This is a genomic window from Haloarcula sp. CBA1115 (genome assembly GCF_000827835.1).
Lineage (GTDB): Archaea > Halobacteriota > Halobacteria > Halobacteriales > Haloarculaceae > Haloarcula > Haloarcula hispanica.
The window spans coordinates 1,756,030-1,772,501 of record NZ_CP010529.1; the positions used below are offsets into that span (position 1 = coordinate 1,756,030).

General features: G+C 65.4%; 18 protein-coding genes. 10 read left to right on the top strand and 8 right to left on the bottom strand.

Annotation, left to right across the window (positions count from 1 at the left end; all coding sequences use genetic code 11):
- Nucleotides 1-24: 24 nt before the first annotated feature.
- Nucleotides 25-1,011, bottom strand: a complete 987-nt coding sequence (locus SG26_RS08735; protein WP_044951575.1) for an SDR family oxidoreductase — start codon at nt 1,009-1,011, stop codon at nt 25-27.
- Nucleotides 1,012-1,121: 110 nt separating this feature from the next.
- On the opposite strand from SG26_RS08735, the gene SG26_RS08740 reads away from it, so the two are divergent.
- Entirely contained in the window at nt 1,122-1,325 is a 204-nt protein-coding gene (locus SG26_RS08740; RefSeq protein WP_008306949.1) for a hypothetical protein, read from the top strand.
- 4 nt (nt 1,326-1,329) lie between these two features.
- Here the strand turns inward: SG26_RS08740 and SG26_RS08745 are convergent, their stop codons facing one another.
- Nucleotides 1,330-2,313: a CPBP family intramembrane glutamic endopeptidase gene (locus SG26_RS08745; RefSeq protein ID WP_014039181.1), complete on the bottom strand. Its 984-nt coding sequence runs from the start codon at nt 2,311-2,313 to the stop codon at nt 1,330-1,332.
- A 101-nt stretch (nt 2,314-2,414) separates the two neighbouring features.
- On the opposite strand from SG26_RS08745, the gene SG26_RS08750 reads away from it, so the two are divergent.
- Genes SG26_RS08750 through SG26_RS08760 form a run of 3 tightly spaced genes read left to right on the top strand, consistent with a single transcriptional unit; the run spans nt 2,415 to nt 3,380 of the window.
- Nucleotides 2,415-2,759: a winged helix-turn-helix domain-containing protein gene (locus SG26_RS08750; protein WP_050007576.1), complete on the top strand. Its 345-nt coding sequence runs from the start codon at nt 2,415-2,417 to the stop codon at nt 2,757-2,759.
- A gap of 1 nt (nt 2,760) precedes the next feature.
- Nucleotides 2,761-3,090, top strand: a complete 330-nt coding sequence (locus tag SG26_RS08755) for a hypothetical protein (protein WP_050037373.1) — start codon at nt 2,761-2,763, stop codon at nt 3,088-3,090.
- On the top strand, nt 3,087-3,380 hold the full coding sequence (locus SG26_RS08760; RefSeq protein ID WP_050037374.1) for a hypothetical protein: 294 nt from the start codon (nt 3,087-3,089) through the stop codon (nt 3,378-3,380). Before SG26_RS08755 ends, SG26_RS08760 begins: the two co-directional genes overlap by 4 nt.
- A 56-nt stretch (nt 3,381-3,436) precedes the next feature.
- Here the strand turns inward: SG26_RS08760 and SG26_RS08765 are convergent, their stop codons facing one another.
- Nucleotides 3,437-3,631 carry a cold-shock protein gene (locus SG26_RS08765; protein ID WP_004516469.1) on the bottom strand — a complete coding sequence of 65 codons (195 nt, stop codon included), beginning with the start codon at nt 3,629-3,631 and terminating at the stop codon, nt 3,437-3,439.
- Nucleotides 3,632-3,792: 161 nt separating this feature from the next.
- Here SG26_RS08765 and SG26_RS08770 point away from each other — a divergent pair, with 161 nt between their 5' ends.
- Nucleotides 3,793-5,520, top strand: a complete 1,728-nt coding sequence (locus SG26_RS08770) for an ATP-dependent DNA helicase (RefSeq protein ID WP_050037375.1) — start codon at nt 3,793-3,795, stop codon at nt 5,518-5,520.
- Nucleotides 5,521-5,704: 184 nt separating this feature from the next.
- Here the strand turns inward: SG26_RS08770 and SG26_RS08775 are convergent, their stop codons facing one another.
- The 3 genes from SG26_RS08775 to SG26_RS08785 all read right to left on the bottom strand — a co-directional run bounded on the left by SG26_RS08775 (nt 5,705) and on the right by SG26_RS08785 (nt 8,933).
- Complete coding sequence (locus SG26_RS08775) at nt 5,705-6,805, bottom strand: class I SAM-dependent methyltransferase family protein (RefSeq protein ID WP_050037376.1); 1,101 nt, start codon at nt 6,803-6,805, stop codon at nt 5,705-5,707.
- Nucleotides 6,798-7,949 (bottom strand): 60S ribosomal export protein NMD3, encoded by a 1,152-nt coding sequence (locus SG26_RS08780; RefSeq protein ID WP_050037377.1) that lies wholly within the window; start codon nt 7,947-7,949, stop codon nt 6,798-6,800. The genes SG26_RS08775 and SG26_RS08780 overlap by 8 nt, the downstream gene beginning before the upstream one ends.
- A gap of 90 nt (nt 7,950-8,039) precedes the next feature.
- Nucleotides 8,040-8,933 (bottom strand): NAD(P)-dependent oxidoreductase, encoded by an 894-nt coding sequence (locus tag SG26_RS08785; RefSeq protein ID WP_050037378.1) that lies wholly within the window; start codon nt 8,931-8,933, stop codon nt 8,040-8,042.
- A gap of 127 nt (nt 8,934-9,060) precedes the next feature.
- Here SG26_RS08785 and htpX point away from each other — a divergent pair, with 127 nt between their 5' ends.
- From htpX to radA, 3 genes are all read left to right on the top strand, one after another.
- Nucleotides 9,061-9,939 carry a zinc metalloprotease HtpX gene (gene htpX, locus SG26_RS08790; RefSeq protein ID WP_050037379.1) on the top strand — a complete coding sequence of 293 codons (879 nt, stop codon included), beginning with the start codon at nt 9,061-9,063 and terminating at the stop codon, nt 9,937-9,939.
- 362 nt (nt 9,940-10,301) lie between these two features.
- Nucleotides 10,302-10,919 (top strand): hypothetical protein, encoded by a 618-nt coding sequence (locus tag SG26_RS08795; RefSeq protein WP_014039190.1) that lies wholly within the window; start codon nt 10,302-10,304, stop codon nt 10,917-10,919.
- Between the two features lie 133 nt (nt 10,920-11,052).
- The gene (radA, locus tag SG26_RS08800; protein WP_050037380.1) at nt 11,053-12,102 is read left to right on the top strand and encodes a DNA repair and recombination protein RadA; all 1,050 of its coding nucleotides are present in this window, start codon (nt 11,053-11,055) and stop codon (nt 12,100-12,102) included.
- A 425-nt stretch (nt 12,103-12,527) separates the two neighbouring features.
- Here the strand turns inward: radA and SG26_RS08805 are convergent, their stop codons facing one another.
- Entirely contained in the window at nt 12,528-13,580 is a 1,053-nt protein-coding gene (locus SG26_RS08805) for an aldo/keto reductase (RefSeq protein WP_050037381.1), read from the bottom strand.
- 24 nt (nt 13,581-13,604) lie between these two features.
- Nucleotides 13,605-14,618: a CPBP family intramembrane glutamic endopeptidase gene (locus SG26_RS08810; RefSeq protein ID WP_014039193.1), complete on the bottom strand. Its 1,014-nt coding sequence runs from the start codon at nt 14,616-14,618 to the stop codon at nt 13,605-13,607.
- A 138-nt stretch (nt 14,619-14,756) separates the two neighbouring features.
- Here SG26_RS08810 and SG26_RS08815 point away from each other — a divergent pair, with 138 nt between their 5' ends.
- Together SG26_RS08815 and SG26_RS08820 are read left to right on the top strand one after the other, a co-directional pair.
- Complete coding sequence (locus SG26_RS08815) at nt 14,757-15,662, top strand: acyltransferase (RefSeq protein ID WP_050037382.1); 906 nt, start codon at nt 14,757-14,759, stop codon at nt 15,660-15,662.
- Nucleotides 15,663-15,713: 51 nt separating this feature from the next.
- Nucleotides 15,714-16,421, top strand: a complete 708-nt coding sequence (locus SG26_RS08820; protein WP_050037383.1) for a hypothetical protein — start codon at nt 15,714-15,716, stop codon at nt 16,419-16,421.
- Nucleotides 16,422-16,472 lie beyond the last annotated feature (51 nt).

Sequence of the window (16,472 nt, forward strand, 5' to 3'; positions counted from 1 at the left end):
ACCGTGGCCTGTTCGTGTCGCCCGTCAGGACTGTCGAACGAGCGGCTCGTACCAGTCGCGGTTGTCGCGGTACCAGTCGATGAACTTCGCGACGCCCTCCCGGATGGTGTGGTCCGGGTCGTAGCCGAGCAGTTCCTCGGCGCGGTCGGTCGCGGCGTGGGTGTGTTCGGCGTCGGCGTCGTGGCGTTCCTCGTAGACCAGGTCGAGATCCGGGTCGATCTGGTCCCGGATCTCCGTCGCGAGCGTCTTGATCTCGATGTTGTCCGTCGAGCCGATGTTCACGGCCTTGCCGTCGGCGGCGTCCTCGTGAAGCAGCGTCATGTTTGCGTCGATGACGTCTTCGATGTAGGTGAAATCGCGCGTCTGCGTGCCGTCGCCGTAGATGACCGGCGGCTCGCCGTTGTGACACCGGGAGACGAAATTCGAGATGGCCATGTTCGGGCGCATCCGCGGGCCGTAGACGGTGAAATATCGCAACGCGACGGCGGGCAGGTCGTACACCTCGCTGTAGGCGCAGGCGTAGCGCTCGGCGGCGAGCTTCGACGCGCCGTAGGGTGAGACGGGCGTCGTGGGGTGTTGCTCGTCGTAGGGCAGGTACTCTGGCTTGCCATAAACGGAGGAGGAGGACGCCATCACGAACCGCTCGATGCCCTCGTCGCGGCAGGCGTCGAGGAGGTTCAGCGTGCCGTCGACGTTGACCTCGTCGTATTTGCGGGGGTTCTGGACGCTCGGGCGGACGCCGGCCTGGGCGGCCTGGTGGTAGACGTAGTCGGCGTCGGCGACGAGGTCCGTCACTAGCTCCGCGTCACGCACGTCGCCCTCGATGAACTCGTAGCTCCCGTCGCTGTTCCGGGCGGCCGCCTGTCCAGCTTCGATGTTGTGTTGCTTGATATCCAGATCGTAGAACGGGTCGCGGTTGTCCAATACGACCACATCGTGGCTGTCGGCGGCGAACCGCTGTGCCAGGTGGCCGCCGATGAACCCGGCACCCCCTGTGACCAGTATTTGCATTATCTGGACGGTGGCCATCGGACGACAAAAGTATGTCGAGAGTTAACTGTACTGAACTGTTCGAAGGGGCCAGCTACCTTGAAGTGTATACAGCGCATAAAAACTCGCTAATGGCCTCTAGAGCCTGCGACGGGTGCGATACGAACGTTTCGATAGCCGGCGGCATCGCCAACATCTGGTCGCAGGAGTCCAGACCGACCGAGGGAATCGTCCTCGAACTCGGCGACGACACCGAACACTTCCTCTGTTACGACTGCATCGACCAGCTTCCCGACGACCGCGAGGTGACGGCGGCGGACGTGGCCGCCCTCTAAGTCGTCACGTCTCCCGTTCGAATCCGGGCGTCCACCGCGTCACGCGCTCGTCGATTCCAAGGCGGCCGTCGCGCCAGCGGAGAAACGTCAGTAGCAGGAGGCCGCCGACGACCACGAAGAGCGAGTAGACGATCCCTTCTTCGCCCACCCAGCGTGCGGGGCCGACGATATCGACTGCGATTAGCTCGGGCGTCCGTTGTGAGTGGCCGAGACCGAACACCGCGCTCTGGGTGAAATTGTACCAGGCGTGAAAGCCGATCGGGAGGGCGAGGTCGCCGGTGAGGACGTACGCGCCGCTCAGGACCAGTCCGGCGAGCAGGTAATAGCCGTACTGGCTCGGGTGGTCGACCTTCCCGCCGTGCAGGAAGGCGAAGACGAGCGAACTCGCGAGCACCGCCACGCCGACCGCGGCCCACCGCGGGACGGGCCCGTCGGCCCCTTCGGCGAGGTTCTTCAGCATCGCCCCGCGGAAGACGATCTCCTCCCACGCCGACGCGAGGGCGACGTAGGTGAAGACGACGGCCATCGCCGGCAGAAACGGGAGATCGCCGGCTCCCTCCGCGACGCCGACGACAGTGGCCCAGCCCACGCCGACTGCGACGGCGAGCGCGCCGGCATTGATCACGGTCGCTATCGCCCCGCCGACGGCGAATGACCGCCACCAGTGACGGTCGAGCGACAGGCCGTACTCGCCGACAGGTCGGCGGTCGAGGACCCGCGCGCTGACGAACACCGTGGCGACGAGGACTGCCCCGATCCCGGCCGCTTCGAGCGGTTCTCGGATGGGGTGCGTGAATCGGGCCCGAACGACGCTCTGTAGCGCCGCGAGGGCGAGAAACGACAGTACCGCCGGGAGAACCGCACGCAGTGGCGCTCTGAGCCTGCCGTCCGCGCTGTTCCAGATCGGCCAGACGAGGCGAGAGACAGTCCGCTCGACGACGCTCGGGGTCGTCCGGCTGTCTCTTTGCTCCGGTGACTTCGGTGGCATGTCCGGACGACCGGCCGGGACCGACGTATCACCGCGGGCACTGCTTCTGATTCGGAAGCCAGTGGACCGATTTTATTGCGTCTCGCTCGCTTTCAGCGAGCATGGACGCGGTCGGCGACGATGAACTGCTCGCGCTGCTCGAAGACGAGTACGCGCGGGCCATCATCGCCGAACTCACCACCGGACCGATGTCCGTCTCCGAACTCTGTACGGCCTGCGAGATGTCCGACCCGACGGCGTACCGCCGCCTCGACCGACTGGAAGCCGCCGACCTCGTCGCCGAACGGCAGGCCGTCGACCCCGACGGACACCACTACAAGCGCTATGTCGCGACCGTCGAGGACGTGACCGTCACGTTCGCCGACGGGTCGTACGACGTGGCTGTCACGCGGTCCTCGTCGGACCCGGCGGACCGATTCACCGACCTGTTCGAGGGGCTGTCCTGAGATGTTCGCGACGCTACTGCAGATACGCACGGGTGGGACCGATCCGGAAATTGCGCTGGCCGTCGTCGCGCTGTCGATACTCTCCGTCTTGCTCTCGGCCGCCATCGCCGTCGTCCTCGTCCGCGGCTATCGTCGCGGGCCGGGTCGGACGGGCATGCTGACGCTCGCCGTCGGGCTTCTCCTGCTCACGACTGTACCGGAGATCCTCCGCATCGCGCTCCCCACGGCCACCGGCGTCGGTGTCGTCGGGCGCTCGCTCCTCGTGAGCGCCTGCGAACTGCTCGGGCTCGGAACGATCCTGTGGACCGTCTACGGGGGTGAGTCGTCGTGACGGTCCCGTTCGACCTGCTCGCGCCGGACGCCGTCGCGGAACTCTCGCGAGCCCTGACGGCCGTCGTCGGACTGTTCGTCGCGTCGCTGGCCTACCGGGGCTACCGGCGCAACGATGCGCCGAAGATGTGGTGGCTCGCCGTCGGAATCGGGTCGCTGACCGCCGGCGTCTACGCCACTGCCACCATCGCTGTCTGGGCGGGCGCTGGGGCTGGCATTGTGTTGCTCGTCAGGGGTCTCGTGACCGTCGCAGGGCTCTGTGCCGTGCTGTACGCGCTGTTCGTCGAGTGACTTCAGATAAGAACAAGTGTCAGATGTGGTCGCCCAAAGGCGACCGGAAATCTGCCTTAGTTGCGGACGACGTTCGTCGCGCGGGGGCCCTTGTCGGCCTGTTCGATGTCGAATTCGATCTCCTCGCCTTCTTCGAGGTCAGGGCCGCCAACGTCTTCCATGTGGAAGAAAACGTCATCGTCCGCGTCCTCAGTCGAGATGAAACCGTAACCGCCTGTGTCGTTGAAGAAATCAACCTTACCGTTTGCCATTGCAAATATACGTACAGGGGGTATATGTATAAGAGTTCCGAGAGTATCAGTACCACGACCGTGTGCCTGTGAACACGACACACCCCCGTCATCTCGGCTAGCCGCCGACGCTCATCCAACGACAAGAAAGGTTTAGGCCGCCTCGTCCGTTGCTTTCTCGCGTGTACCCCGCGCGGATTACCGACGAGTTCCCGGCCCCGTCCTACCGGGGCAACCAGAAGCAGGCCCTCGCTGACATCCGTGCGGCCTTTGAGAGCGGCAAGGACGTGGTCCTCGTTCGCGCGCCGACTGGGAGCGGGAAGTCCCTGCTCGCTCGGGCTATCGCCGGCTGTGCCCGGACCGCGGGTGAGGCCGCCCCGGAACAGGTCGTCGACGCCTACTACACGACACCGCAGGTCTCCCAGCTGGACGACGTGGCCGAGGACGCTCTGCTCGAGGACCTCTGTGTCATCCGCGGGAAGAACAACTACGACTGCATCCTCCCCGGCGAGACGGACACGCCGGTGAACCAGGCCCCGTGCGTGCGCGAACGGAAGTTCGACTGCCAGGTCAAACACCGCTGTCCGTACTTCTCGGACCGCGCCATCGCCTCGAACCGCCGCATCGCCGCGATGACACTGGCCTATTTCATGCAGACCGCCGGCAGCGACGTGTTCGGCAAGCGCGACGTGGTCGTTATCGACGAGGCCCACGGCCTGGGCGAGTGGGCGGAGATGTACGCCACCATCGACCTCTCGCCGCAGTCCATCCCGATGTGGAACGACATCGACGTGCCGGACATCGACGGCCTGGACGAGGCCGTCTCCTTCACTGAACGGGTCGAACACCTCGCCGAGCGCCGGGTGAAGGAACTGCGGAACAAGGCGGAACTCACCGGCGACGAGGTGGCCGAACGTGACTCGCTGAACACGCTCCGACAGGACCTCGGGTGGTTCCGCGAGGACTACACCGACACCGAGAGCGCGACCACCTGGGTCGTCGACCAGGCCGACGGCGAGAACGCCCCGGTGACGATCAAGCCGATGAACCCCGAGCGCTACCTCAAACACACCGTCTGGGACCGGGGCAACCGCTTCGCTCTGCTGTCGGCGACCATCCTCAACAAGGAGGCGTTCTGTGCGAACGTCGGTCTGGATCCCAGTAACGTCGCGCTCGTCGAGGTCGGCCACACCTTCCCCGTCGAGAACCGGCCGCTGTACGACGTGGCCCAGGGGAAGATGACCTACGAGCACCGCGACGACACGCTGCCCGACATCGCCCGGACCGTCGTTCGCATCATGGCACAGCACACGGACGAGAAGGGGCTCATTCACTGCCATTCCTACGCTATTCAGGAGCAACTGAAGGACCTTCTCGACGACTTCGGCGTCGGCGCTCGCGTCCGCACCCACGATAAAGACGGCCGAGACGGGGCGCTGTCCGCCTGGAAGCGCAGCGACAACCCCGACGTGTTCCTCTCGGTGAAGATGGAGGAGGCCCTCGACTTGGAGGGCGATCTCTGTCGCTGGCAGGTGCTGTGCAAGGCCCCCTATCCAAACACCCGCGACTCCCGCGTCGCCCGACGGCTCGAAGACGACCAGTGGGGCTGGTACTACCGGACGGCACTGCGGACGGTCATCCAGGCCTGTGGCCGCGTCGTCCGCGCGCCCGACGACTATGGCGCGACCTACCTCGCGGACACGTCGCTCCTGGACCTGTTTGAGCGCGCCGAGCACGATATGCCCGACTGGTTCCGTGCGCAGGTCGACCGCCTCTCAGCGCCCGACCTGCCACGGTTCGCACCGGACCAGGCGCTTTCTGCGCTCAGTTCGGGGACCAAACGCCGGCACGACCGCTCGCGCTCGCGGTCCGGGGACGGCAACCACCCGCTGTCGGACGTGTGGGACTAGAAGAAGGCGAAGGCTAACCCGTAGACCACCGACGACCCGACCATCAGACCGACGAGAATGATGGCGATAATCTGCTGTCTGTCCATGCCGTTCCCTTGACTACTCGCCTAATTAGGCGTTACGACCGTCTGCCCGGGGCATGCTACCTGTTCTCACTTGTCTGGATTGCGTGCGTAAAGACGCCCTACTGCACCCGAGCGTCGACGACAACGTGGGCGACGCCCTCGCTGTACTCCTTGACGCGTTGGGTATCCAGAATCTCGACGTCCCGGCCGGCCTCGGTGGCGGCCGCCTCCAGTCGCTCGATGGGACGGTCGAACACGAGCGCGTCCGGCGTGGCCTCGTGCATGTGGAGGACGCCGCCGGGCGTGAGCGCGTCGAGCGCGCTGTCGAGGTACTCGTGGGAAGCGTCGGGCGGAGCCCGACTGTCCTCCGCGCGCGGCGCGGAGGCCTCGTAGTATCCCATCACGATTCGGTCGGCGCGTGCCTCCTCGGCGAAGCCCGGAACGACATCCCGGCAGTCGGCCCGGTAGGGGTGGACCCGCTCGTCCACATCGTTCAGCATGACGTTCTCGACCAGAAAGCGAAACGCCGTGGGATTGCGCTCGACGGCGGTGACCTGCGCGCCGGCACGGGCCATCGGGAGCGTGAAGTAGCCGATGCCGGCGAACATGTCCAGCACCCGCTCGTCTGCCGCGACGATGTCGCCCATCCGCGCCCGCTCGGCCTTGTTGCCGGGCGAGAACATAACCTCGGCGAGGTCCATCGCGTAGCGCGTGCCGTGTTCGGTGTGGACCGTCTCAGTGTCGCCGTCGCCGGCGATGACTTCGACGCTGGGTTCGCGGTGCTCGCCGGAGATGCCGTGACGGGCCAGCACCGTTTCGGCCTCGCCGTGGAGCGCCAGCAGCGCCTCGCCGACTTCCGCCGGCCGAGGGCTGTCGCCGATGTCGACCAGCACGACGGAGCCGAGGACGGCCCAGGAACTCGGCGCGGCAGCGATCTCCTCGTCGCTCCAGCCGCGCTCCCGGAGGTGGTCATCGAGCGTTCGGAGACGGCGCTCGCCGACCTGCCGGACGACCTCCCGGAACTGCGTCTCCTGTGGCGGAGCCGTCACCGGAACCGCGACGCTGTCCGCGGTCCACTCGGTGATGCTTCTGGTATCGTCGTAGACGCCCTCGGCCCGCAAAGATTCGATAGCGACTTGCGAGCGAGGCTTGGCGACGACAGCGGCTAGCTGCTGGTCGTCCGTCTCGCTCGACTCGCGTCTGGCTCCGTCCTCACTCATCGGTATCCGTGTTGTCTCCCTCGGCCGGGAGAATGTGCAACCCGGCGTGGCTCTTCAGCACCGGAACTTCGTCGGTGTCGGTGTCGGTGTCGAGGTAGTCCGGCCGCGGGACGGTCTTGCTCTCGAAGGTTTCGGGGTCTAACACCTGGACGGCGTTGTCGTCCTCGACGGCGACGAGAGTGGTCGTCTGGGCGTCCTCGCGGAACCCCAGGCGGCGGGCGTCGGGCGTTTCGCCCTCTTCGAAACTGGCCTCGTAGTCTTCGCCCGTCGTCAGGCGGACGCCCTTGAGGTTCCCCTGCACCGAACGGACCAGCACCGGCCCGTCGCCGTCCTCCGGGTCGATGACCTCGCCCTGTCGGTAGCGGGGCAGGCGGACGGCGTAGGTCATCCGGTACAGCTCCTGGCCGTCCTCGTCCTCGGAGATGAGACGCCGCGAACCGGAGTAGGAGCCCCCAAGCTGGGCGGTGATGCGCTTGGCGATGCCCAGCCCCATCTGGTTGGTCGAGATCTTCATGTCCAGCCCGTCGTCGACGGACTTCGTCTCGGTGATGAAGGCGTTGCGGTCGCCGGTCGCTTCACGGGCGGCGATGTACTCTTCTGCGATTTCTTCGGCCCGCTCGCGCTCGTCGTCGGTCGGGTCGCGCCCGTCGGCCCGCACCTGAACGATGCTGGCGAATGACCCGCCGGCGATCTTCCCGCAGCGCTTGCACGTCTGCCGGGAGATGCGGACGGGGACGGTCACTTCCTCGGTGACTGGCGTTCCGCGGATGACGCCGGAGAACTCCGCGTGCATCCGGATGTTGTTCTTGTCGAGTTGTTCGGGGGCGACCTGCCAGGCAACTGACTGGGCGTCGACGTGGATACCGAGCGCCTCGCTGACCTGCTCGACGGCGATATCGGTGTAGTCCTCCGCGCCGATGTCGACCCAGCGGTTTCCCTTGTGGACCGCGCCGCACCGCGAACAGACCCGAACCTGGATGGTGTCGGGGGCGTCCACCAAGTCGAACTCCTCGAAGTAGCAGGCGTCACAGAGGACGTGCTCGGAGTTGCGCTGGCCGCCGGCTCCAGCCAGCTCCGGGCGCTCGTCGGTGCCCTCCGGTATTTCGTCACCGCAGCGTGGACAGAACTCTCCCGACCGGCTCATTACCGGCCTTACTGTACTGAACTGTTTAAGCCGTGTGTTCCGCCGCCGCGGCAGGACGCCGTCGGCAGGTCCAGCACTGCTCCCAAGCGCTCACTCACCCGTGAGGGTCGGCGCTGCAATGTCGGCGTCGACGGCCTCACGCCAGTCGTATTCCGGCTCCCAGTCCAACAGGCCCTGCGCTTTCGCAGTTGAGAGCGCCGACTGGTCGTCGTCCAGTTCACACTCTGCGGGAAGCTCCCCCCACTGCTCTTCCACGAGGTCAGCCGTCGGCCGGCCGACGTAGTTCTCGGCGGCGGCGACGTTGAACGCTTCGTGACCGCCGATGTCGGCATCGAGCGCCGCCGCAACTGCTGTCGCCACGTCGCGAACGTCGACATACGACCAGCAGTTGCCCGCACCGTCGGCGAGGTCGCCCGTGGCCACGTCCCGGCAGTTGTACTCGCCGGGGTACTGAATCCACGACGGGCGGATTGATGCCACGTTGACGCCGTCACGCCGGACGACCATCTTCGCTACTTCTTCGCCGGCGACCTTCGACGTGCCGTACGGGTCCTCCGGCGCAGTCGGATGTGCCTCGTCTATCGGGAGATACGCCGGGAGCGGCGTCTCCTCGGCGAAGGCCAGTCCGTAGGCGCTCTCCGAGGACGCCCAGACGACGTCCGCGCCGGCCCGACCCGCCGCGTCGACGACGTTGTACGTCGCGGAAACGTTGGTGTCGAACACTCGCGTGCCCGCGTGGCGCTCCGGCGCCGGCAACGCGGCCCAGTGGACGACGGCGTCCGGCTCGACCTCGCTGAACAGGTCACGGACCTCGACGCCCTCAGTCACGTCGACGGCTTTGAAATCGATGTGCTCCCGCGTCGGGACCTCCCAGCCTGGGTGGTCCAGGTCCACGCAGACGACGTGGTACTCGCCGGCGAGGTGGTCACAGATCCAGCGCCCCGAACGCCCGAGCCCGCCAGTGACGACGACTGTGTCGCTCATGCATCCAGTTGTTGCCCTGAGAGTAAATGTGTGTGGACAGTTGCCCCGCTGACGGTCCTCTGGCCCCGACGTGTGGCACTTTCCCACGATAGCGAGGTTTTAGAGTGTCGACCGTCTATCACTGGGCATGGAGTGGCAAACAGACTGGGGGCTCCGAGGCCGAATGGCCCTGACGATGTTCCTGCTGTTCGCGCTGTACATCGTCTTCCTCGGAGTGCTCGTTGTGGCTTTCGAGAACCTCGCGCTTATCGTGGTCGTCATGGGACTGTTCCTCGGTGCGCAGTTCTTCTTCAGCGACAAGCTCGCCTTGTATTCGATGGGAGCCCGGACGGTCGAACCGGAAGAGTACCCCGAACTCCACCGGACTGTCGACCGCCTGGCTCAGCAGGCCGACCTCCCGAAGCCGAAGGTCGCCGTCGCCGACTCTCGGGTGCCCAACGCCTTCGCCACCGGCCGGTCGAAAGACAGTTCGGCCGTCTGCGTGACGACGGGCATCATGGACACGCTCGATCAGGACGAACTGGAGGGCGTGCTGGCCCACGAGCTGGCCCACATCAAGAACCGCGACGTGATGGTGATGACCATCGCGTCGTTCCTCTCGACGATTGCCTTCCTCATCGTCCGGTGGGGCTGGCTGTTCAGCGGCGGCCGCGAACGTGGCGGCCAGCAGGTACCGGTCATCGTCGCCATCCTCATCTCGCTGGTCGTCTGGGTCATCTCGTTCCTCCTGATCCGGACGCTCAGCCGCTACCGCGAGTACGCCGCCGACCGCGGCGGCGCGATGATTACCGGCAAGCCCGCCGCCCTCGCCAACGCGCTGATGAAGATCGACGGCCAAATGGACAAAGTTCCGAAGGAGGACATGCGCGACCAGGCGGAGATGAACGCCTTCTTCATCATCCCCATCGACGTCGGCTGGATCGGCCGCCTGGCCAGTACCCACCCGTCGACGGAGAAACGTATCGACCGCCTGCAGGACCTCGAACGCGAACTCGAAGGCCGCTAGAAATAGCTAGTTTTCTGACTGTCAGGTATGACGGAGTGTGCCGTCTCGCAGTAGCTACTGCATAGAGCCAGAAAGCCCCGAGACGCTGGGCTCCTGTAACTCTCACGGCTCGCTTCGCTCGCCGTTCGAGTAGTCGCGGCGCGGAGCGCCGCACACTCGCTGCGCGCTTCGCTCATTCCATTCGCTCCAGTGCTTACGTCGTCTCGTACGCCCAGCGTCTCGCCCCTTTCAGTCCCACCGTTTCGGCTGCTCAATCAGCTACAGGGCGGGGTTTTCTGGCTGTTCTACTACCTGTTCCTGAATCCGACTCCTCCCGCCAGAGACACAAACCACCTTGGTCCCCGGCCCGTAGAGGCTCGCATATGGGATTGCTCGACGGACTCAAGAGCGTCCTCGGGGTGAAAGCCGAGGCCGACGCGACACGCGACGCCGACCCCGACGACCTGTTCGGGATGAGTACCGCCTACGTCACGATGGAGGCCGACCTGGGGTACGAGCCGACCGGCGAGGCGGCACTGTGTTTCGCCGACGTCGACAGCACGGACTTCCAGGACGCCGTCGACGAGGTCGAATCTATTCTCGACGCCGGGATGGTCGAGACGGGCACGCGGGCGACCTTCGAGACCGACGACCACGGCTACCAGTGGGTCGTGTTGCACGACGACGACTTCGAGGACCTGCTCACGTCGATTCACTTCGCCGCGGACACGCTCGTCGAGCGGCGCTACGGGTCGCGCCTGCTCGCAGCGCTGTTCGCGTTCGAGCACGCGCGCGAGAACCAGACTGTCTACTGGGTGTACTCGTTCCGCCGGGGCGCGTACTACCCGTTCGCGCCGGACCCTCACGACAGCCACGAACGCAACACGTCCGCGGAGTTCAAACTGGACAGCAACCTCAGCGACGAAATTACCGTGGAAGGCGACAAGGAGTACTGGTATCCGCTGTGGCCCGACCGTCCCGGCTACCACCCCTGGGAGTAGGACGACGCGCTCTTTCCCCTTTCCCATCTAAAACTCCCGATTCCGTCCCGAACGACACCGCTGCCGTCCCACACTTTCACTTTCACTCTGGTGTTAACGAGGCTTTATACCCCCGGACGCACAAGGCACGTCCATGTCCGCAAGTGAGGACCTCGAAGAGCTGCCGGGTGTCGGTCCGGCGACAGCAGAGAAACTCGAAGACAACGGCTACGATTCATACCAGGGGATTGCGGTCGCCTCCCCCGGCGAACTGTCGAATACGGCCGACATCGGCGAATCGTCGGCGGCAGACATCATCCAGGCTGCCCGCGAAGCAGCTGATATCGGCGGTTTCGAAACCGGCTCAACAGTGCTCGAACGCCGCGAGCAGATCGGGAAGCTCTCCTGGGGCGTCGACGAGGTCGACGACCTGCTCGGCGGCGGCGTCGAGACCCAGTCCATCACCGAGGTGTACGGCGAGTTCGGGGCCGGCAAGTCCCAGGTAACCCACCAGCTCTCGGTCAACGTCCAGTTGCCGGCCGAACACGGCGGACTGGAAGGCAGCGCCATCTTCGTCGACTCCGAGGACACGTTCCGACCGGAGCGTATCGAACAGATGGTCAAGGGCCTCGCCGACGAGGTACTGGCAGACACGATGGTCCTCCACGGCATCGTCGAGGAGGGGGACGACGCAGACCCCACCGATGAGGACCTGCTCGATGACCTCGTCGCCTCCGTGCTGGAGAAGATCCACGTCGCGAAGGCGTTCAACTCCAACCACCAGATCCTCTTGGCCGAGAAGGCCCAGGAGATCGCCAGCGAGAGCCAGGACGACGAGTTCCCCGTCCGCCTGCTCGCCGTCGACTCGCTGACCGCCCACTTCCGCGCCGAGTACGTCGGGCGTGGCGAACTCGCCGACCGCCAGCAGAAGCTCAACAAGCACCTCCACGACCTGATGCGGGTCGGCGACCTCAACAACACCGCCGTCGTCGTCACGAACCAGGTCGCCTCCAACCCGGACTCCTTCTTCGGCGACCCGACCCAGCCCATCGGTGGCAACATCCTCGGCCACACCTCCACGTTCCGAATGTACCTCCGCAAGTCCAAGGGGAACAAGCGCATCGTCAAACTCGTCGACGCGCCGAACCTCCCAGACGGCGAGGGCGTCATGCGCGTCGAAGAAGACGGCCTGCTGAACGAGTAGCCCGAGTCCTAAGGACTACTACCGACGCGACGATTCCAGACTTTTTCTCCGGCGGTTTTCGAGACCCGCAACAGCGTCCGCCCGAACTGGCATGTGGACTGCTCCCGCGCCTCGAACCCCTTCATTTCATCTCGAACCGCCTTCCGTCCCGCGTCTTGCGGCCGTCAGACGCACCGTGGTGAATGTGAAACTTCGCCACCCCAACCGCAAGACGGCGGTACATCTCCTGTCGAAACAGAGGGGTAACAGCCGGGAACCGACAGACAGCTGTCTGGTCGTCGATGTTCTCCAGGGGTCAGTTGTCGACTGGAGATGTCAGAGTCCAACCGCCATGTTTGGACGGTACGAAAGTCGGTGGACAGCGAGAAAATCAGTCGCCCGCTGATCTGCCGTGGCCTGTGCGTCGGCGCTCCGACACCTCGCCGTCAGTCCCCGGCAGATTTCATCCCGGTCTCTTCGAGGTCCGCACCGCCGACCGACGAGCGCAGGGCGTCCATCCCGTCGTCGCGGTCGATACCGAAGTTGTCCCGGTACAGTTCCTGCACGCGGTCGTACTCCTCGTCGCTGAGCGGCGGCGTATCGGGCGCGCCGGCCCACTCGTCGATGTCGGCGTTCGTCCGGAACGTCGGGGTGACTGACGCCACCTCGTCGTTGTAGAGGAGCCACTGGATGGCCGCCTGGCCCATCGTCCGTGCTCCGTCACGTTCTAGGAACCGGATTTCCTCGACTTTCTCCCAGCCGGTTTCGTACCACTCGCTCGGCCGGTGGGAACGGTGGTCGCCCTTGCCGAGTTCCGTCTCGGGGGTCACCTGCTCGTTCAGCAGGCCCGAGGAGTGCGGGACACGAGCGAGTACCGACGTATCGGCGTCCTGCTCGCGGATGGTGTCGATGAAATGCTGGCCGGGAGTCTGCTCGAAGAGATTGAAGACGGTCTGGAGCGCATCGAACTCGTTTGCGACCGCGGCGTCGCCCTCGGCGAGCCAGCCAATAGAGGGGCCGAGCGCCCAGCCGATGGCCTCGACTTTCCCTTCCTCGCGGAGTTCGTCCAGCGCCTCCAGCACGTCCTCGTCGACCTCGTCGACGTTGGCGTTGTGGAGCATCAGAAGTTCGACGTGGTCCATGCCGAGGCGGTCGAGAGAGCGGTCGACGGCGGTGTGAACCCACTCGGGCGTGACCTTCTTCGGGAGTTCGCCGTGGCCGGCCTGGGGGTTGTTGTAGAAGTCGTAGCCGATCTTCGTCGAGACGGTGACCTCGTCGCGGTGTTCCGCCAGCGCCTCGCCGATGATCTCCTCGCTGTCGCCGTGGCCGTACACGTCGCCGGTGTCGAAAAACGTCACGTCCTCCGCGAGTGCGTGCTGGACCATGTCGATAGCATCGTCGCGGGTGCGGTCGCCCCACCAGTCCGTGCCGACGACCCAGGCACCGAATCCGACTTCCGAGACCTCGACGCCGGAGTTTCCGAGTGTCGCGTATTCCATACCCGTTGTAGCGGCGCTGTCCACTTAGCCGTCTTGGTTTGCGGTGTCGGACCGCGTCCGAATCCGGAGCTCGGGGGTGGCGATAGCATCGAGCAGTTCGACCGTGCCGTACTCGCGGTGGACCCACCAGTATAGCGCGGCTCCGCCGACGCCAAGCAGCGGGAGCGCGATGAGGCCGCCTTCGGGGCCAAAGTTGCCGCCGGTCACCAGCGTCGGGCCGGTCGCATCGGTTGAGAGCAGGGAGACACCCATGCGGAGGCCGCTCACGGGGAAGCCAAGCAGTGCCAGCGTGTAGTTCCAGGCGACGTGGAAGCCGCTGGCGACCCCGAGTCGCCCGGTCAGGACGTAACACGCACCGAGCAGGAGGCCGTAGAGGGTGATGTTGGTCACGCTGAGCAGCGACGCGCTGGGGTTCGTCCAGTGGAGAACGCCGAATAGCGCGCCGGTCAGCGCCGTCGCGGCGATGACCGCGCGGCGCTTCCCGACCCAGCCAGCGAGCCCCTCGGCCGCATTCGTCAACAGGTAGCCACGGACGAGCACTTCCTCTGCAGTCGCCTGGACGATGAAGAACGCTCCCAAGAGGAGGACAGCGACCGGCGGTCCGAACGCGGTCAGTGGGAGCGGCCCGCTGTCGACGGTAGCGAAGATGACGCTGACTTCCACGAACCCTGCGCCTAGCTCGACAAGCAGGACGAGCGTGGGAAGCCCCGCCCCGAGCGCGAGGCCGAACGCAGCGTCGCGCCACCACTGTCGGTCGAACCCTAACCCGTAGTCAGAGAGCGTCCGTCGGTCCAGCAGATAGCCGAGTACGACAGCGACGGTGGTTCCGGCCGCAAAGAGCGCAATCTGGCGCGCAACTGCGACCGCTGGCGTCACGCCCACCACGGACGACACCACTGCGACCACTCCTGAGAGCAGAACGAGGCCGAATCCGGCGAGAAACACCCACAGCGTGACCCGCCACGGCGCTCGCAGCCGGCGCTCAGAGGGATTGACGATGTAGCGCCGTATCTCCATGATGAAATCCGACCTGACCATGTCGTCGTCTGGAACGGCGGCGTCTTAACTGTGGCTTGCTCGCCGAATTCCGTGGTATACGGTGTCGTGACACGGGTGTTACTGGGTAGGTTTCAGGTAACGGAAACCCCTATCTGCCCGCGAAGCCACGTACTCGACATGACGAAGCGTCACGTGTCGCTGCCACCGCTCGCTGAAGAGGGGCTCAGGGCGTTCATCGACGAGGTCGACGAGCGCCTTTCCGGTGACGAGGACACCTGCGATGTTGTCACTGACGTGTTGGTCGACCTCCACGGCGACCGGGACGCCTACGAGCGCTGGCAGGACGGCGCGGATATCTCCCCGGCCGAGCGGGTCCGGCTTCAGGGCTATGACCCCTGTAACACGACCCTCGAAAGCGAGTACTACGCCGAGAAAGACGAGGAGCGGTTCAAACGCTCGAAGCACCTCCAGTGGCTCTGGCGGCAGTTCGACGCGACGCCGATGGCGGACAACGTCGAGTTCGCGCTCCGGTTCCGGCGGATGCTCGCCGACCACCTCTTTGACTCCTGTGGCGAGGGCTGTCGCTTCTTCAAGGGTATCTCCTTTACCTACGGCCACAACATCGAGGTTGGTGACAACGTCGTGGTCCACGACGACGTCCACCTGGACGACCGCGGGAGACTCACTATCGGCGACCGCGTCTCTATCTCCGATGACACCCACGTCTACAGCCACGACCACGACGCCGTCGACCAGACCCACGTCGACAACTACCACACCATCATCGAAGACGACGTGCGCCTGACCTACGACTCGATGGTTCGGGCCGGCGTCAAGGTCGGGGAAAACGCCATCCTCGCGGCGAAGTCCATCGCCGGGAAAGACATCCCCGCCCATCACGTTGCTGCCGGCACGCCGGCGAAATCCCTGACTGTCAAGGACGGCTGGGAGTCCGTCGCGGAGCCAATCGAGGGGGCGAACGTCGACCGCCGTGCCGAGCGGCAACTGTCCGTTGACCTGCCCGACAATCTAGAACAGTTCGACGAGTTCCAGCGGGACCTCTCGCCGCCGGACCGCCAGTAGCCGGTGCGGCCACGCCGGCAGTCCTTTTGCCGCACCGACCGAACCTCTGGTATGCGAAGCGTCGCCATCAACATCGGGGCCAACACGAACGAGCCCGGCTTTCGCGGGCCACTGTTCTCCGACGGCTCCTTCGAATACATCCCCATTCCCGAGTCGAAACCGACCAGCGAGCCCGTGCCGACCTACGACGACCTCGACCTCCAGACCGACGTTTCTGCGGTGGCCGACCGCCCGGTTCACTTCGACCCGGAGTTCCCGGAGGCCGGCGGCGAACGCTACACGTACGGTGACGAACACGGCGTGAAGGCGGGGCCGCTCTCGGAACTGTCGACCGGTGACTACCTGTTTTTCTATGCGACGCTGTCGCTGGCCGACGAGCGCCCGGGCTGGGCGTCGCCGGAATGGGGTGCCCACGTCATCGGTCACTTCCGGCTCGCCCGTGACGCGGTGTCCGGCGAGGCGTACCGCACCCTCCCGTCCGAGGAACAGGCCCAGTTTGCCTCGAACGCCCACGTGAAACGCGACCCCTTCGACGCTCGCGTTCTCATTCGCGGCAACGCCGACGAGTCACGACTGTACGACACGGTCGTCCCGCTGTCGGCACCGAGCGGCGGCACCGACGCGAACGAACTGGTCACCGAACTGTCGTCTGACTCGGGGAAGGGGCCGTGGTGGCGGCGGCCGATGCGGTTCGACGAGGCTGGCACGGAGCGACTGCTCGAACTGGCCGATAGCAACCCCAGCGCTATCGAACGCTGACGCAGCCGAATGAGTTATCACCGGTGAAAATAGAAGGTGAAAGCATATGTC

Excerpts from the sequence above, each read along its gene's own strand:
- SG26_RS08735 (WP_044951575.1), bottom strand. The coding sequence starts at position 1,011 with ATGCAAATACTGGTCACAGGGGGTGCCGGGTTCATCGGCGGCCACCTG.
- SG26_RS08740 (WP_008306949.1), top strand. The coding sequence starts at position 1,122 with ATGGCCTCTAGAGCCTGCGACGGGTGCGATACGAACGTTTCGATAGCC.
- SG26_RS08745 (WP_014039181.1), bottom strand. The coding sequence starts at position 2,313 with ATGCCACCGAAGTCACCGGAGCAAAGAGACAGCCGGACGACCCCGAGC.
- SG26_RS08750 (WP_050007576.1), top strand. The coding sequence starts at position 2,415 with ATGGACGCGGTCGGCGACGATGAACTGCTCGCGCTGCTCGAAGACGAG.
- SG26_RS08755 (WP_050037373.1), top strand. The coding sequence starts at position 2,761 with ATGTTCGCGACGCTACTGCAGATACGCACGGGTGGGACCGATCCGGAA.
- SG26_RS08765 (WP_004516469.1), bottom strand. The coding sequence starts at position 3,631 with ATGGCAAACGGTAAGGTTGATTTCTTCAACGACACAGGCGGTTACGGT.
- SG26_RS08775 (WP_050037376.1), bottom strand. The coding sequence starts at position 6,805 with ATGAGTGAGGACGGAGCCAGACGCGAGTCGAGCGAGACGGACGACCAG.
- SG26_RS08780 (WP_050037377.1), bottom strand. The coding sequence starts at position 7,949 with ATGAGCCGGTCGGGAGAGTTCTGTCCACGCTGCGGTGACGAAATACCG.
- SG26_RS08785 (WP_050037378.1), bottom strand. The coding sequence starts at position 8,933 with ATGAGCGACACAGTCGTCGTCACTGGCGGGCTCGGGCGTTCGGGGCGC.
- htpX (WP_050037379.1), top strand. The coding sequence starts at position 9,061 with ATGGAGTGGCAAACAGACTGGGGGCTCCGAGGCCGAATGGCCCTGACG.
- SG26_RS08795 (WP_014039190.1), top strand. The coding sequence starts at position 10,302 with ATGGGATTGCTCGACGGACTCAAGAGCGTCCTCGGGGTGAAAGCCGAG.
- radA (WP_050037380.1), top strand. The coding sequence starts at position 11,053 with ATGTCCGCAAGTGAGGACCTCGAAGAGCTGCCGGGTGTCGGTCCGGCG.
- SG26_RS08805 (WP_050037381.1), bottom strand. The coding sequence starts at position 13,580 with ATGGAATACGCGACACTCGGAAACTCCGGCGTCGAGGTCTCGGAAGTC.
- SG26_RS08810 (WP_014039193.1), bottom strand. The coding sequence starts at position 14,618 with ATGGTCAGGTCGGATTTCATCATGGAGATACGGCGCTACATCGTCAAT.
- SG26_RS08815 (WP_050037382.1), top strand. The coding sequence starts at position 14,757 with ATGACGAAGCGTCACGTGTCGCTGCCACCGCTCGCTGAAGAGGGGCTC.
- SG26_RS08820 (WP_050037383.1), top strand. The coding sequence starts at position 15,714 with ATGCGAAGCGTCGCCATCAACATCGGGGCCAACACGAACGAGCCCGGC.